The organism is Ligilactobacillus salitolerans, assembly GCF_003864415.1.
Taxonomy (GTDB): Bacteria; Bacillota; Bacilli; order Lactobacillales; family Lactobacillaceae; genus Ligilactobacillus; species Ligilactobacillus salitolerans.
The window spans coordinates 73,749-88,950 of sequence record NZ_BFFP01000003.1; the positions used below are offsets into that span (position 1 = coordinate 73,749).

Sequence of the window (15,202 nt, forward strand, 5' to 3'; positions counted from 1 at the left end):
ACAATGCAGCAGACTAAAATTTTCCTCAGTCAGGAATTTATTGAAAAAGTTAAAAATGAGGTGACCCCACACTGGGGACCGCTCGGCTGGGTCACATATAAGCGGACCTATGCGCGGTATTTACCGGATGAAAAACGCACGGAGAATTGGGATGAGACTGTCAAACGTACGATTGAAGGCAATATTAACTTGGATCCGCGTTTGCAAGATGATCCAGGCGCAGAGGTGCGCCAACAGCTGACTAGCGAAGCCCAGCAGCTTTTCCGTTTGATTTACGGCTTAGGTGCTACGCCATCTGGACGGAATCTCTGGATCTCGGGGACAGACTATCAAAAAGCGCACGGGGATGCTTTGAATAATTGCTGGTTCATCGCTATTCGCCCGCAAGCTTATGGCAACAGCCACATTGTGCCGGAATACCTCAAACCAGACCAGGACGCTGTGTCGATGCCGTTTTCTTTCATGTTTGACGAGTTGATGAAAGGCGGCGGAGTCGGATTTTCAGTCAAAAGAGAAAATATTGAAAAGCTGCCTGCAGTTTCTAATCCAGTTGATTTGACGGTTTTGATCAGTTCTCAGAGTCAAGCCTATGACGAAATCATTGCAGCCGGGGCCCACGATAAGGAACAATGGCTATCCGAGCACAATAATGACAGCGACTACGACTGGTATGAGCTGCCGGACACACGTGAAGGCTGGGTTTTAGCGAATGCCGCTGCAATCGACCATCATTTTGCGCAAACCAATCCGACCGGCAAGCATAAATTAGTGCTTGATGTCAGTCAGATCCGGCCGCGTGGTGCGGAGATCAGAGGCTTTGGCGGTACTGCTTCCGGACCAGCACCGTTAGTTGAAATGTTAAATGACATTAACCAGGTCGTAAACACACGAGCAGGGCAGCAATTGAGCTCAGTTGATTGTACCGATATCGGTAATTTGATCGGCAAAACCGTGGTGGCCGGCAATGTGCGCCGGTCCGCCGAGCTGGCTTTGGGTTCAGCCGATGACCAAGACTTTATTACCATGAAACAAGATCAAGAAAAACTCTATCATCATCGTTGGGCTTCTAACAACAGTGTCGCTATTGACCCGTCGTTTAATGATTATGAAGTGATTGCTGACTCTCTGCGTAAAAACGGCGAACCGGGTGTGGTCAACCTAGATTTGGCTCGTAATTACGGGCGGATCGCCGATGGCCGGCAAACTGGGATCGACCCGGACGTCGAAGGAACTAATCCGTGTGGTGAAATTTCTTTGGCGAACGGCGAACCATGTAATTTGTTCGAGGTTTTTCCGGCAATTGCGACCCAGCAAGGCTGGAATTTAAATGAGGTCTTTGCTTTAGCGGCTCGTTTTGCGAAACGTGTGACCTTCAGCCACTATGACTGGGAAGTTTCACGGCAAATCATTGCCAAAAACCGCCGGATCGGGATCTCAATGTCTGGGATCCAAGACTGGATCTTGAGTGAATTCGGCAACCGAGTTGTGCGCGGTTACGGTGAAGGAACAGATCCTGTGACCGGGGCTAAAATCAAGCGGCCAGTCTATGACAGCCGCGCCGTTAAAAAGGTCAGCGCACTTTATCAAGCAGTGGTGCAAGCGGACGAAGATTATTCGGCAGCGTTGGACTGCCAACCATCGCTCAAGCACACGACCGTCAAACCTTCGGGGACTGTAGCCAAGTTGGCGGGTGCATCCGAGGGCATGCACTTCCATTATGCCGGTTATTTGATCCAGCGGATCCGTTTCCAGGATAATGACCCGTTGCTGCTAGCTTTGAGCGCGGCAGGATACCACATGGAACCAGATGTTTATACCAAGAACACAATCTGTGTTGAATTTCCAATGCGTGCGCCGCATGCGGATGAAGCTGAATTTGCGTCAGCCGGCACGGTTTCTATTGCAGAACAATTTGCAAATCAAGCCTTTTTGCAGGAATACTGGTCGGATAATGCGGTCAGCTGCACGGTCACTTTCCAGCCAGAAGAAGGGCCTCAGATCAGTAAATTACTGAGTCAGTACCGCACGACAATTAAATCAACGTCCTTGCTGCCGTATTCTGGTGCAGATTTCAAGCAGGCACCGAAGGAACCGATCACCAAAGCTGAGTTTGAAACAAAAAGCGCTCAGATCACTCAAGATGTTCAAGCGATCTTTGCCCGGCAAAATGGTGAACAAGAGCAGGAAGAATTTGAAATCGTTGGGCAAGAGGACTGTGAGGGCGGTGCTTGCCCAGTTAAGTAGGAGTTAAATTATGACTAGTAAGATTTATACCAAGGTCGGAGATCAAGGATCAACTAAGCAGGTCACAGGGAAGATGGTGCCTAAGTATGATCTGCAGATCGAGACTTTGGGGCAGTTAGATGAACTTGAATCATGGCTGGGTGTAGTTTGTGCCAATTTAAGTTCCACAACAAAACGACTGGCACCAGAGATCCAGTCGCTGCAAGCCAAAATCTATCAAGTGCAGGCTGATATTGTTGTCAAAAGGTCCCACCAGATCACCTCCCAAGATACCGTTGTACTAGAAGAACGGATCGATGATTTGAACGCACAAGTCCCGCCGATCAAGGCCTTCATTTTACCCGGCGGTCAGGTGAGCGGAGCTGATCTGCAATATGCGAGAACTTTGGCGCGCAAAGCAGAACGGACCGCCAGCAAGCTGAATGCCAAGCAGCAGCCGTTGGCACCTGAAGTCCTGCAATATTTGAATCGTTTGTCGGACTATCTCTTTATGTTGGCCCGCTATGCCAACCTGCTGGATGGCTATCAAGATGTTTTGGCTAAGAAAAAGCCCACAAAGAACAAAAAAGTATGATGGAGAACAAGAAAAAATGCTAAAAAGAAAAACTTTGCCTGTTTTATTAATGAGTGTCTTCTTACTGACGGGGTGTTCCACGCAGGCCAACAGTGATCACAAGTCTGCAAAGCCCAGTTCCGTGACAGTCACCTACCGCTTGAAGAATGGACATAAGACTTTGGGTACAAAAAAAGTCCATGTAAAAAAGGGGGCTAAAGTGATCACTGGGTTGCGTAAAGCTTGGCCAGTCAAGGTCAAGAAAGGGATAGTTACGGCAATTGATGGCCGCCAGCAAAATGAAAAGCAAAATAAATACTGGATGTACACCGTGAATGGCAAGAGCGCTAAGAAGGGTGTGGAGCAGCAAAAAGTCTCTGATCAGGGGCACGTGGTCTTTACCTTGCAAAAAACGCAACAGTAGAGGAACAGCTTTTTTGATGCTCGGCCTTAGTTATTACAAGATATGTATGGTATACTAAGCGATAGTTTAATTACAAATAGAGCAGAAATCCCGTGACTTTAGTCATGGGATGAATGCGTCCTTCGTGTGCAATGAAGCATACTTATTTTTGCATCGTATCGTTAAGTTCTCAGCCTAATTTCTCAAATTGCGGTGTTGTTCTTTGTGACGTAATCTCGTTTGAATATCGTCAACAGGGAACACATGTTTTGATATTTACACCTGATTCGGATATAATCTATTTAATATTTTACGAAAGCAGGTGAAAACCATGGCAAAGTTGAGCATGAAAAAACTGCCCTATCATTATGGTTTAAAAGTGCGTTGTTATCCGTATAGTCAGCAAAAGGCAATTATTAAACGTAATAGTGATGCTAGTCGTTTTGTCTACAATGAACTAGTGGCGATCAATCGTGAGTTATATCAGTTAAAACAAGTTAAGTTGCCGCTTGATACGGTTCAACGAAGAATTTACCAACTTGAACAGCGTAAAAAAACGACCAAGAACATAAGTGACGAGCACTTATTTTTATGCCATAAAGATATTGACAGCTTGTGTTTAGCGAATGCCAAACAAAACTACGCTAAAGCTTGGAAAGCGTTTCGCAAAGTCCATCGGAGCGGAATACCAGTCTTTCATAAAAAAAGTTACTGTTGGAAGTATCAGACTAATGCCCAGTACAGTGACAAAGCCGTTTTACCGTCTTTGTTAAATGGCACCGTCAAGTTTCTGGATCGCAACCATGCTAAATTACCGAAGCTTGGTTTAATTAGAACAAGTGCAGTCCGTGGTAAAATTTGGCACATGCGTGATGTAGTTAGAATTGGTACAGTGACGGTCACTAAAGACAGTGCGGACTGCTTTTATTTGAGTTTCCAATTAGGTTCAACCCAACCTTTTATCGGGGCAGTGACCTTTACCAACGAAAAATTGGGTGTTGACCTGAATACAGAGAACTTCTTGACTGACAGTAATGGCACAGTTGTTGCCAACCCTCGTTATTATCGCAAAGTACTCAAACAACTTAACCGGCAAAAACGTAAACTTTCCCGCCGACAGGTACAGGCTAAGAGAGAGCACCGCCCTTTGCGTGACGCTAAAAATTACCAAAAACAACGCTTACTAGTGGCTAAAATGCAAGTCAAAGTGGCACAGCAACGGCTGAACTTCTTACATAATTTGACAACTGAATTAGTCAAGAACCACGACCTCTTGGTTGCCGAAGAGTTAAGAAGCAGAAACCTGTTGAAAAATCACGCCCTTGCTTTGTCGATCAGCGATGCTGGTTGGCGGATATTTTTACAACAACTGCAAACCAAAGCAGATCTTTATGGCAAGACCTTTGTGACAGTTGATCCACGCAACACCACGCAGACATGCTCAAAGTGCGGTTGCCTTTTGAGAGGCGACAACAAGTTGACCTTGCGTGATCGTAGTTGGCAGTGCCCACAATGTCAGACAAAACATCAACGTGATCACAATGCTGCCAAGAATATTTTGGCAAAAGGGATCGATCAATTAGCGTAAACAAAAGCCCCTTAGCAACTTGGGGACTGAATGCACTTGGTAATTAGCATGTCAGACGGCTTAACGACTTCGGTCCATAAGGCGCAGTGCTGTATCTAGCGAAATTGTAGCAGGTACTCGTTGGGTGCTAACGACTACAAGCCACGGGTTTTAACCCGTGGTAGTTGACAAGTTAGGTAATTTATTGGATAAATTATGATTTGATGACGTTTCGCGTGACCGGGCGCAGCCATGGAGCTGCAATGGTATTATAGAGGCGGGATAATACAGACGAAAAATAGAAGACTGTTTGTTTTTATAATAGAATTCAGGAACAATTTAGTTTAATTTTTTAATTAGGAGGCGCTGTACAATTATGTATGGCGCCTTCGTCAATTCTAAGCATTGTCTTGAACAGCCTGAAAAGAAAGGAAAGTCAAACTATGAGAATCAACATTTTGCAACATACACCCAATGAAGGACCAGGATCCATTCTTGAATGGGTACAACTTCATGGTCATCAAAGTTATGTTTATCATCCTTATCAATTCGGCTATCTGCCGCAAGCAGCTGAAACGGACATGCTGGTGATTTTGGGTGGTCCGATGAGTCCCAACGACGATTTGCCCTGGATCAAGCAGGAACGTGAATTGATCGCGCAATTGTTGGAGCGAGATGTGCCGCTGTTTGGGGCTTGTTATGGGGCCCAACAAATCGCAAAGACTATGGGGTACCAAGTGACAGATGCTCCGGCCAAGGAAGTTGGCTGGGCGCCGGTTTATCGGCAAACTGAAACTATTCCTGGTTTGCCCGAGAAACTGACTGCTTTGCATTGGCACCAAGAAATGTTTGAAATTCCAGCTCAGGCGGAACTGCTTTTTTCCAGCGACCGAGTGAAGAACCAAGGTTTCGTGCTGAATCATCGCGTTGTGGGCTTGCAATTTCACTTCGAACCCCAAGCCGATAATGTCCGGGAAATGGTAGTCAACGACTTTCCGTACATTAAGGGTTCAACATTAGGACAGTCAGCGGCTGATATTCTTCAGACACCAGTCCCGCCTGAAAATCAAGCAGTGATGTTTAAGATCCTGGATTACATTACTCAGCCGAAGTAAAGGCTGCCAGTTAAAACGCACAGGAACATGAGTTGGCTTGGGAGGCTAGCCGTAATCTGACAAAGTTTGGGCCAGATGGACATAGTTTGGCTCAAAGTCGGGCAGAGATTAATCCAGATGGAATCAGTCTGGCTTAAAGTCGACCAAAGTTTAATCTGATTGGATGACCTCTATGGTTATTCCAGTTCCATTGTTTGGAACTGGTGCCCAGTTTTCTCCACAAGTTTCAACAGATTGACGTATGAGATGAACACGGTCGAAGTGTTGACATTTGGGTGGATCCCGATCTGTGTGAGCTTGCTCAGGTCGGAGTCCAAAAGGACAGTCACTTGTTTTTGAGTGTCATTGAGCAGACCTAAAGGGGTCACTGCTCCTGGCTGCAAACCTAAAACCTCTTCCAGCTCAGATGGAGATGCAAAGGTTAATTGGCTGCGGCTGGTGTGCAGCTGCTGGGCTAAAGCTTTGAAATTCAACTTTTTTTGACCAACGACTAGACATAAGTAAAAGTTGTTGGTCTTTTTGCGTTTCAAAAACAAGTTTTTGATTACGGGTGCTGTGGGATCCTCTAAACCTGTGGGATCATGGGCAGTCCAAACAGCCTGGTGCTGGACTTCTGTAAATGGAAGCTGGTTTTCTTGTAAAAATTCCAAGGTTTGTGCACGCGTGGCTTTGGGCATGCTCAAGGCTCCTTTCTCATCAATTTTTATTTAGCTATTGTAGCCCATCGAGAACGATTGTGAAAGAAGTTAAATTCTTACTTTTCAGTTTAATGTGAGCTGAGAATGCCGGTAAAACAATGTTGTGAGCAATCATTCTCTTTGCCGATCCTATTGAAGGCTCATTCACAATGTGCTACTTTTAAACTAAATGAAAATGATTCTCAATTAGTTAAGAAGAAGGGGAAAATATGACAACGCTCAGGATGGGCCAAGCACAACAGAAATACCTGATCACTAAAGTGAATGGCGACCGTGCATTGACCGTGCGCCTGGGCGAATTGGGGCTGAATAAAGGTAAGCTCGTGACGGTGATTTCAGAGGCCAAAAACGGCAGTGGGCTAGTTATTTTTATCCAAGGTCAACGGTTAGCTCTTAGCGAAGCGATGGCTGCTCAAATCGAGGTCATCTTGCTGGCAAGTTCACAGCAAAAACAAGCAGTTCCCTTATCTCAGTTGGCGGTCCACAACTCCGCGGTAGTTGTCAGGTTAAACGGGGATCAAGCTTTGCGCAAACGGCTGATGGATATGGGTTTGACCAGAAATACGCTGGTGCAAATTTACCATGTTGCCCCGTTAGGCGACCCGCTGGAATTGCAGGTGCGCGGGTACAAGTTGAGCATCCGCAAGGCTGATGCCGCGCAGATCTTAGTCCAGGAGGTCAGCCTATGAGTCTGATCGCGTTAGCCGGCAACCAAAATAGCGGTAAGACCACACTCTTCAATGAACTGACCGGATCGAGTCAGTATGTCGGCAATTGGCCGGGAGTGACCGTTGAAAAGAAGATCGGTCGTTTAAAAGTAAATAAGCAATTAGCAATCCTCGATCTGCCAGGAATCTATTCTCTTTCACCGTATACATTGGAAGAACGGATCTCACGTAAATATTTGCTGGAAGAAACGCTGGATCTAATTGTCGATGTTGCAGACAGCACCAACTTGGAACGCAGTCTGTACTTGACTTTACAGTTGTTAGAAACAGGCCTGCCACTGGTCTTGGCTTTGAACATGCAGGATCTGCTGAAAAAGCAGGGGCGCAAGATCAACCGTAAAAAGATGGAATACATGCTTTCATTGCCGGTCGTGTCACTCAGTGCTGCCAAAAAAGAGAACCTCGCCGGGCTGACTAAAACAATGGAGCAAGGTGTGGCAGATCCGCCGAGTTATCCTTATCCGGAGTATGATGACCGCCTGGAGTCGGCGCTGTCGATGATCAGCACTCAGCTTTCCGGCCAAGTTGCCCCAAGCAAGCTGCGTTATTATGCGCTCAAAGTTTTTGAACGTGATGAGAAGGTGCAAAAAGAGCTGCAACTGAGTTCTCACCAGCAAAAAGAAATTAGCGAGATCATCGCCACAGCCGAACAGCTTTTTGATGACAGCAGCGACAGTATTGTTGTCAATGCACGCTACGATTATGTTGCGCAGATCATGAGTATGTGTGTGGTCGATGAAAATGACTTCCAGATGAGTGCGAGCGATCAGATCGACCGCATTGTGACCAACAAGTGGCTCGCCTTGCCGATTTTTGCCTTGGTCATGTGGCTGGTTTATTATGTTTCGATTCAAACAGTGGGCACGATGGGAACGGACTGGGTCAATGACAACTTGTTCGGTCAATGGATCCCAAATGCGGTCAGTCAAGTCTTGCAAAGCTGGCACGTAGCCGGTTGGATGCAAGGCTTGATCATCGATGGGATCATCGGCGGTGTCGGTTCGGTCTTGGGCTTTGTCCCGCAGATCATGATGCTGTTTTTGTGCTTGGGAATTTTGGAAGACTGCGGCTACATGGCGCGGATCGCCTTTGTGATGGACCGGATCTTTCATCGTTTTAACCTTTCCGGCAAATCGTTTATTCCGATGCTGATCTCGACTGGCTGCGGGGTCCCGGGGATCATGGCGACCCGTACGATCGAGTCGGAAAAGGACCGCAAGATGACGATCATGCTTACGACCTTTATGCCCTGTTCGGCGAAACTCACTGTGATCGCACTGATTTCGGGGACTTTCTTCCCGCACCAGAGCTGGGTCGCTCCATCAGCCTATTTTCTGGGAATGTTAGCAGTCGTTGGTTCTGGAATTTTCTTGAAGAAAACGCAGATGTTTGCCGGTCCGCCGCAACCCTTTGTGATGGAGCTGCCGGCCTATCATTTGCCGCGAGCGCGCAATATTTTCCACTATGTCTGGTCGCGCAGCAAACGTTTCGTGCAAAAGGCAGGGACGATCATCTTTGCTTCTTGCGTTGTGATCTGGTTTTTATCCAACTTCAACTGGAAGCTGCAGATGGTTTCTCAAAATCAGAGCTTGCTCAAGGATGTGGGTAACTTGTTAGCACCTGTCTTTGCCCCGTTAGGCTTTGGTGATTGGCGGGCGACCGTCGCTGTCTTGGCTGGTCTAGTGGCGAAGGAAAATTGCGTTGGGACATTGCGGCTGGCATTTGGCAGCAATTCGGCCCAGTCCTTTGCTCAAGCGTTGAATGCAGCCTACACTCCGATGGCGGGTTATGCCTTCTTGGCCTTCAACCTCTTATGTGCGCCGTGTTTTGCCGCGATCGGCACGATGTATAAAGAATATGGCGACAAAATGTGGACCTTGCGTGCGTTGGGCTACCAGACAGGACTGGCTTATCTAACGGCACTTTGCCTGTATCAATGTTGGCTGATTTTAACCGGTAGTTTTTCTTGGGGCAATATTTTGTTTGCGCTGGGCGGGATCTCATTAATTGCCTATGGATTGGTGTTCAAAAAGGATCATTCCTTAGAAAAAAAGCAAGCCGTAGTTTAGGGATTTGAAATTGGAGGCGAAAAGTTGATGGCTGCAACAATAATTTTAGGGATTTTTATTTTCGGTGCGTTTGCCTGGGTCGTTTACCATAAATTTATCAAACACGACGCCTCGGACTGTCACTCCTGTGAAGATGTCGGCTGTCCTTTGGCTCATGCCAAGATGGAACAAAAGACCTCTCGTCATGGATCATAATTCCATAAAAAATTGGAGTGCCAGCTTTTTTAGGTTGGCGCTCCAATTTTTGTTACTCGTTATCTAAATGTGGTGTTAGAAATTAAGTTTGGTTGCGGCAGGTTTGGTTTCAACTAAGACCTTGCCGTGGCGGATATTGTAAAGAACAGTCCGGTGCTCGTTTAAAATATCGTAGAAATTGCTGCCGTCTAGAATAATACAGTTGGCCGGTTTCCCGACCTCGATCCCATACTGGTCGTTGACATGCAAGGTTTTGGCACCGTGATAGGTCACGAATTTAAATGAATCCTGGAGCTGCTGGTAGCCCATTAACTGACCGGCATAGACACCCATCGTCAGCGGGTCGAGCATATTACCGCATCCGAGTGGATTCCATGGATCGGCGACATCATCTTCACCAAAGGAAACATTGATCCCGGCCTCGTTGAGTTCCTTGATCCTGGTTAAGCCGCGTCGTTTCGGGTAGGTATCGAAACGACCGCCCAAGTGCATGTTGACTGAGGGATTGGAGACAAAATTCAGTTCTGCCATGCCTAAGAGGCGGAATAATTTGTAAGTATAGGCATCGTTATAGGAGCCCATCGCAGTCGTATGACTGGCTGTAACGCGGTCCTTCAAGCCGGTTTCATAAGCTTGAGTTGCTAAGACTTCTAGATTGCGCGAGTTCGGGTCATCGATCTCATCGCAGTGGACGTCGACTAGCTTGTCATATTTTTCTGCCAGGCTGACCAAATATTTGACTGAATCGGCGCCATACTGCTGGTTAAATTCATAGTGCGGCACGCCGCCGACCGCATCCGCGCCTTCTTTGACTGCCTGTTCCAGTAAAGCTTTGCCGTTGGGGAAAGAGAGGATCCCTTCTTGCGGGAAGGCTACCAGCTGGAGGTCAACGATATCCTTGACTTCTTCTTTTAATTCCAGCAAGGCTTGCAGGGCGATCAGATCCGGGTCAGTCGTGTCCACGTGACTGCGAACATATTGAATCCCGTTTGTGACTTGCTTGAGCAGTGTTTTTTTGGCACGTTCCTTAACGTCTGCGATGGTCAGCGATTTTTTGCGCTCCGACCAGATCCTGATCCCGTCAAATAAAGTCCCGCTCTCATTCCACTCTGGTTGACCGGCCGTTAGTGTGGTGTCGAGATGAATGTGTGAATCGACAAAGGGCGGCAACAATACCTTGCCGTGGCCATCGATCACTTCTTCACCCGGGTTAGGCTGGAGCTTTGAGTCGATCGCGGCAAATTTGCCGTCAATGATCCGCAGAGCAGTGGTTTCTGGCTGGTTATTAATGTGAACGTTTGTGATCAGCATATGGTTTTGCTCCTTCAATAGTGTGTTTGTTGCTACCATCATACCGCAAAGCCGGTTTTGGGGGTAGCTAAAGCTTAGACCAGAAATTCGGCCAAAAGGGTGCGATTTTCCGGGTGTTTATTGGTTTCAAGCCATGCCAATTGGCATAAAACATCTGCCAGAGTGAGCTCTTTCATTTTAGCAGCGACTGTTGCTTGTAAAATGGCATATTCACTGCTCAAAGCCTCTTGGATGTTACCACCCACGATGCATTGCGGCTCTGTTTGTGCATCGACTTTAAAAAGGCTGCCTTCACCTAGGGCACAGGCAACGTCATAAAAGGAGATCAGCCTTGTACTCCTAGTTAAAGCTGGCGCAGCTTGACCGTTGGTCGTCTTGAGTAAGCCGGCTTTTTTTAACTTGCCCATGATTTTGCGGACGTTGGTCGGGTTGGTGTGAACACTGCCAGCGATTGCCGTGCTGGAAAGATCTCCGTTTTTTTGAAAAATTGCTATATAAGCCATGATGTGAAGTGCATCGCTTAATTGGGTCGATGTACGCATAATGCTCAACTCCTCATGCTAAATTCTTGACGAAAACTAACTTGACCTTTATTATAACCTGTATAAATTAAAGGTACAGCAGAATGTTTTGAATCTCAGAAAGGGCGGATAAAATGAGTGTTTTAGTGACAGGTGCAACAGGCGGATATGGCGGCGCTGCTTTAGATGCCTTAAAAAAATTATTACCTAACGACGAAATTTATGCTTTGGCTCGCACTGAGGAAAAAGCTGCGAAGTTAAAGGAACAAGGATTTAATGTTCGTCTGGGTAATTATGACGATCAAGCCGCACTGCAAGAGGCATTTACTGGTATCGACAGACTGTTATTTGTTTCCAGCAGCGAGCTGGACAAGCGGCAAGCCCAACATAAAAACGTGGTCGCTGCCGCCAAAGAAAGCGGAGTGTCATACATTGCCTACACAAGTTTCGGCAAGGCTGATACTTCGACGAGCCCCTTAGCGGCAGACCATGCTTATACAGAAAAACTGATCTTAGATGCTGAAATCGCGCATACTTTTTTGCGCAATAACTGGTATTTGGAAAACGAAGGAGCCGCAATTGCCGGGGCACTAAAGTCTGGCAAGTTGGTCCATGGCGGCGGTGACGGCTTGGCTGGCTGGGGCTTGCGCCAAGAATATGCTGAGATCGGAGCCCGTGCTGTTTCCGGCAAGTTCGATTTCCCAGCAATTTTAGAGGTTGGGGGACCGTTGATCTCTTATCAGCAATTAGCCGCCGATCTGGAACAGGCCTCCGGTGAAAAAATCACTGCAGTTGCTGCAGATCCGGCAGAGGTTGCCAAATTTCTGGAGAAGGAAGCTGGTTTGCCGCAGGGATTGGCAGAAGGTCTCGTGGGTTCACAGGCAATCATTAAGAGCGGCAGTTTAGCGGTCGAGCCTGATGACATGGAGAAATATCTAGGTCGTCCGTTGACACCAACCGTTCAGGCTTTGAGAAGATTCTCGTAAAATAGTGTTAAATAATAGCTTTCAAGCTTTCGGGCTTGGAGGTTATTTTTTTGCCGCCACCTCCAGCCCCAAGTATGGGAAAGTTGGGTCCCGAGGTCGCAACTCCAGCCCCAAGTTTGGCCAAGTTGGGGCTGGAGATCAATCCATTCAAAATGTTAAATCAAGTACTTCAGTCAAGAAAATTAGCTAGTCAACGGTAGTAGGACAGTAAAGTCACTCAGCTGATTATTTTTCCCAGAAAATGGCGGATGATCCACCAGATAAAAGTTGATTTGGCGGGCATGATCGAACTTCTATAACCTGGGCTTATAGAGAACTTAAGTCTGGTTAAGTTGTGGAGTCTGTAAATCCAAGATATATTGATATTGTTGAAAGCGTTATCATATACATCCGTTCAAACTAATATAAATTGGAGGCTTTACAGATGAGCGACAAGAAACAAGAAATTTTGCAAGAATTATACCCGGAAGATATCTATCATTATGCCAGCAAATTAACTTTGGGCGAAGCTGAAGTTTTGCAGCAAACGCGCCAGATCTTGGAAAAAGAAGTGCGCCCAGTCATCAATGACAGCTGGGAAAAAGCCCAATTTCCATTTGAACAGTTTTACAAATTAGCTGATGCAGGGATCATGAACAGCCCGAAATTATTTGAAGGCCGGGAAGGCGAGAGAAAACCAAGAGAAATTTATAATGCATTTCTGTACTACGAATTAGCCCGTTTCGATGCTTCCGTTGCAACATTCTATACTGTTCACGGCGGCTTGGGCTACAACACATTACTGCTTGGCGGCGATGAACGCCAGGTGGCAGAATTTGCACCAAAAGTTGCTAACTTTGAATGGCAAACCTGTTTTGCCTTGACCGAACCTGATCACGGTTCAGATATCGCCGGCGGCTTGGCAACGACAGCTAAACGCGAAGGCGATCACTGGATCTTGAATGGTGAAAAACGTTGGATCGGCGGGGCTGATACGGCCGACATCGTGCCAGTTTTCGCGCGTGACGTTGATGATCACAAGATCAAATGTTTCGTGGTCCGCAAGGGTGCCAAGGGATATAATGCTGTTCCGATCCAACATAAAGCTGCTCTGCGTCCGGTTCAAAATGGCCATATTACGATCGAAGATGTAGTCGTTCCTGAAACAGATCGTTTGCAAAACATCAACGGCTTCAAAGATGTGGCTAACATTTTGATCCATACACGTGCTGATGTGGCACATATCGCTACAGGTATGACAGGCGGTGCCTACACTGCAACTGTTAAGGTTGCTAATTCTCGTGATCAATTCGGCAAGAAGCTCTGCCATTTCCAGATCACTCAAGAAAAATTAGCACGGATGCTGGCTAATGTAACTTCAGCGATCGCTTATTCTGTCCGGATCGCCGAGCTGATGGATGAAGGCGAATATGAAATGGTCAACTCCGCTTTGGCTAAGATGCATAATGCTTTAGTTATGCGGGAAACAGCTGCTTTAGGCCGTGGGATCGTTGGGGGCAACGGGATCACCTTGGAAACTGATATTGCCCGTTTCTTCGCCGATGCTGAAGCAATTTATACCTACGAAGGGACACATGAGGTCAATGCGTTGATCGTTGGACGTGAAATTACTGGTAAAGGTGCTTTCGTATAAGTTATAATTAAATCAATCAATAAAAAAGATCCAGGATGCGAGTAAACATTCTGGATCTTTTTCTTGATCAGCTTTAGATTGGTTGATAAAAATGGTTGATAATATCATTAAAGACGAGATTTTCGACGGAACTGTATTTATTTTTGATCGGACGGCAGAGATGGAAGTTAAAGGGAATGAAATCCTTAAAGTGCTTGGTGGCAAAAACGTTGGCATCGAGATATTTCTCGATCGGCCGCGAAATAATTGTGACCACATCAGTATCTTTCGTGATGTCGATCAAATAATCCCAGGAAGAAGAAGTAAACTTGATCTGGTCTTCGAGCTTGACTTGCCTGAGCTTTTCTTGAACCAAAGAATAGGTCATGAATTCTTTATTAAAGGTCCCGATCGGATACCCCTTGAGGTCACTCCACTTGAGAGTCTCTTTCTTATTTAGGGGATGATTGCGATCAAAAAAGGCAACCATCTCATCAATTTGTGTGACGTGCTGTTCATAAGTCTTAATATCTAGGTTAGTCGGTTCGATCAAGATCGCGATGTCTAGGTCATCGTTGATCAGTTTGCGGCGTAATTCATTGCTGCCTCCTTCGGTGATCTCGATGTGGGCTTCAGGGTGGTTTGCCAAAAGATGCGGAAAGAAGTTGGAAAAATAGACCCGTAAGATCAGGGAAGGCATGCCGATCCGGATCGTTCCTTTCTGTTTTAAAGATTCGATCCGGACCATTTCTTCCATTTCCTCATATTGGTCGACGATTTTTAAGGCAAACTCGTAGATTTTTTCACCCGCCCGAGTTAGCGAGTAAAGACGTTTGTTTTTTCGGTGAAACAACAAGATGTCATGATCGTATTCGAAATTAGAAATGAATTGACTCAAGGCTGATTGACTGATATGGATCTTTTTGGCCGCAAGCGAAAGGTTATAGTCGCATTCGACAATATTGATGAAGTAGATCAACTGTACAATGTCCACAAAATTTATCCTCTTTTCTGGTGGAAGGTATAAAAGCGCTTTATTTACCTTTTTATCTTATACCTAATCAAGGGCAAATTGTAGTGAAAAAAGTGTTGTGGTCAACTTAGTTATCAAGCGAATAAATAGATCCGAGTCATGATCAAGTTTTAAGACAAGTTAAAAAAGTAAGTAAATTCAGGCTGTCGGCAAAAACTATAAGTTGA

14 protein-coding genes are annotated in these 15,202 nt (G+C 46.1%); 10 read left to right on the forward strand and 4 right to left on the reverse strand.

What is annotated here, in order from left to right; translation table 11 throughout:
* The first annotated feature begins 3 nt into the window (after window positions 1–3).
* The 5 genes from nrdJ to LFYK43_RS01655 all read left to right on the forward strand — a co-directional run bounded on the left by nrdJ (window position 4) and on the right by LFYK43_RS01655 (window position 5,882).
* Entirely contained in the window at window positions 4–2,244 is a 2,241-nt protein-coding gene (gene nrdJ, locus LFYK43_RS01635) for a ribonucleoside-triphosphate reductase, adenosylcobalamin-dependent (protein WP_174713947.1), read from the forward strand.
* Window positions 2,245–2,254: 10 nt separating this feature from the next.
* A complete protein-coding gene (locus tag LFYK43_RS01640; RefSeq protein WP_124974771.1) occupies window positions 2,255–2,818 on the forward strand; it encodes a cob(I)yrinic acid a,c-diamide adenosyltransferase in 564 nt (187 codons plus the stop codon).
* Between the two features lie 16 nt (window positions 2,819–2,834).
* The gene (locus LFYK43_RS01645; protein WP_124974773.1) at window positions 2,835–3,221 is read left to right on the forward strand and encodes a DUF4430 domain-containing protein; all 387 of its coding nucleotides are present in this window, start codon (window positions 2,835–2,837) and stop codon (window positions 3,219–3,221) included.
* A 325-nt stretch (window positions 3,222–3,546) separates the two neighbouring features.
* Complete coding sequence (locus tag LFYK43_RS01650; protein WP_124974833.1) at window positions 3,547–4,788, forward strand: RNA-guided endonuclease InsQ/TnpB family protein; 1,242 nt, start codon at window positions 3,547–3,549, stop codon at window positions 4,786–4,788.
* A 422-nt stretch (window positions 4,789–5,210) separates the two neighbouring features.
* The gene (locus tag LFYK43_RS01655; protein ID WP_124974775.1) at window positions 5,211–5,882 is read left to right on the forward strand and encodes a type 1 glutamine amidotransferase; all 672 of its coding nucleotides are present in this window, start codon (window positions 5,211–5,213) and stop codon (window positions 5,880–5,882) included.
* A 176-nt stretch (window positions 5,883–6,058) separates the two neighbouring features.
* Here LFYK43_RS01655 and LFYK43_RS01660 read toward each other — a convergent pair whose 3' ends face one another.
* The gene (locus LFYK43_RS01660; protein ID WP_124974777.1) at window positions 6,059–6,559 is read right to left on the reverse strand and encodes a YbaK/EbsC family protein; all 501 of its coding nucleotides are present in this window, start codon (window positions 6,557–6,559) and stop codon (window positions 6,059–6,061) included.
* Between the two features lie 230 nt (window positions 6,560–6,789).
* Between LFYK43_RS01660 and LFYK43_RS01665 the strand changes: the two genes are divergently transcribed.
* Genes LFYK43_RS01665 through LFYK43_RS01675 form a run of 3 tightly spaced genes read left to right on the forward strand, consistent with a single transcriptional unit; the run spans window position 6,790 to window position 9,572 of the window.
* A complete protein-coding gene (locus LFYK43_RS01665) occupies window positions 6,790–7,269 on the forward strand; it encodes a FeoA family protein (protein ID WP_124974779.1) in 480 nt (159 codons plus the stop codon).
* The gene (gene feoB, locus LFYK43_RS01670) at window positions 7,266–9,377 is read left to right on the forward strand and encodes a ferrous iron transport protein B (protein WP_124974780.1); all 2,112 of its coding nucleotides are present in this window, start codon (window positions 7,266–7,268) and stop codon (window positions 9,375–9,377) included. Before LFYK43_RS01665 ends, feoB begins: the two co-directional genes overlap by 4 nt.
* Before the next feature lie 27 nt (window positions 9,378–9,404).
* On the forward strand, window positions 9,405–9,572 hold the full coding sequence (locus LFYK43_RS01675) for a FeoB-associated Cys-rich membrane protein (RefSeq protein WP_124974782.1): 168 nt from the start codon (window positions 9,405–9,407) through the stop codon (window positions 9,570–9,572).
* A 75-nt stretch (window positions 9,573–9,647) separates the two neighbouring features.
* Here LFYK43_RS01675 and codA read toward each other — a convergent pair whose 3' ends face one another.
* Window positions 9,648–10,883: a cytosine deaminase gene (codA, locus tag LFYK43_RS01680; protein WP_124974784.1), complete on the reverse strand. Its 1,236-nt coding sequence runs from the start codon at window positions 10,881–10,883 to the stop codon at window positions 9,648–9,650.
* Window positions 10,884–10,957: 74 nt separating this feature from the next.
* Entirely contained in the window at window positions 10,958–11,425 is a 468-nt protein-coding gene (locus tag LFYK43_RS01685) for an Rrf2 family transcriptional regulator (RefSeq protein ID WP_124974786.1), read from the reverse strand.
* A gap of 113 nt (window positions 11,426–11,538) precedes the next feature.
* Between LFYK43_RS01685 and LFYK43_RS01690 the strand changes: the two genes are divergently transcribed.
* Both LFYK43_RS01690 and fadE read left to right on the forward strand, forming a co-directional pair.
* Window positions 11,539–12,390, forward strand: coding sequence for an NmrA family NAD(P)-binding protein (locus tag LFYK43_RS01690; protein WP_124974787.1), 852 nt, complete (start codon window positions 11,539–11,541; stop codon window positions 12,388–12,390).
* Between the two features lie 424 nt (window positions 12,391–12,814).
* Window positions 12,815–14,023 carry an acyl-CoA dehydrogenase FadE gene (gene fadE / locus LFYK43_RS01695; RefSeq protein WP_124974789.1) on the forward strand — a complete coding sequence of 403 codons (1,209 nt, stop codon included), beginning with the start codon at window positions 12,815–12,817 and terminating at the stop codon, window positions 14,021–14,023.
* Window positions 14,024–14,096: 73 nt separating this feature from the next.
* Here fadE and LFYK43_RS01700 read toward each other — a convergent pair whose 3' ends face one another.
* Window positions 14,097–14,996: a LysR family transcriptional regulator gene (locus LFYK43_RS01700; RefSeq protein ID WP_124974791.1), complete on the reverse strand. Its 900-nt coding sequence runs from the start codon at window positions 14,994–14,996 to the stop codon at window positions 14,097–14,099.
* Between the last annotated feature and the right edge of the window lie 206 nt (window positions 14,997–15,202).

Coding starts and splice junctions, on each gene's coding strand:
- fadE (WP_124974789.1), top strand. CDS start 12,815: ATGAGCGACAAGAAACAAGAAATTTTGCAAGAATTATACCCGGAAGAT.
- LFYK43_RS01690 (WP_124974787.1), top strand. CDS start 11,539: ATGAGTGTTTTAGTGACAGGTGCAACAGGCGGATATGGCGGCGCTGCT.
- LFYK43_RS01685 (WP_124974786.1), bottom strand. CDS start 11,425: ATGCGTACATCGACCCAATTAAGCGATGCACTTCACATCATGGCTTAT.
- LFYK43_RS01655 (WP_124974775.1), top strand. CDS start 5,211: ATGAGAATCAACATTTTGCAACATACACCCAATGAAGGACCAGGATCC.
- LFYK43_RS01640 (WP_124974771.1), top strand. CDS start 2,255: ATGACTAGTAAGATTTATACCAAGGTCGGAGATCAAGGATCAACTAAG.
- LFYK43_RS01660 (WP_124974777.1), bottom strand. CDS start 6,559: ATGCCCAAAGCCACGCGTGCACAAACCTTGGAATTTTTACAAGAAAAC.
- feoB (WP_124974780.1), top strand. CDS start 7,266: ATGAGTCTGATCGCGTTAGCCGGCAACCAAAATAGCGGTAAGACCACA.
- codA (WP_124974784.1), bottom strand. CDS start 10,883: ATGCTGATCACAAACGTTCACATTAATAACCAGCCAGAAACCACTGCT.
- nrdJ (WP_174713947.1), top strand. CDS start 4: ATGCAGCAGACTAAAATTTTCCTCAGTCAGGAATTTATTGAAAAAGTT.
- LFYK43_RS01675 (WP_124974782.1), top strand. CDS start 9,405: ATGGCTGCAACAATAATTTTAGGGATTTTTATTTTCGGTGCGTTTGCC.
- LFYK43_RS01665 (WP_124974779.1), top strand. CDS start 6,790: ATGACAACGCTCAGGATGGGCCAAGCACAACAGAAATACCTGATCACT.
- LFYK43_RS01645 (WP_124974773.1), top strand. CDS start 2,835: ATGCTAAAAAGAAAAACTTTGCCTGTTTTATTAATGAGTGTCTTCTTA.
- LFYK43_RS01650 (WP_124974833.1), top strand. CDS start 3,547: ATGAAAAAACTGCCCTATCATTATGGTTTAAAAGTGCGTTGTTATCCG.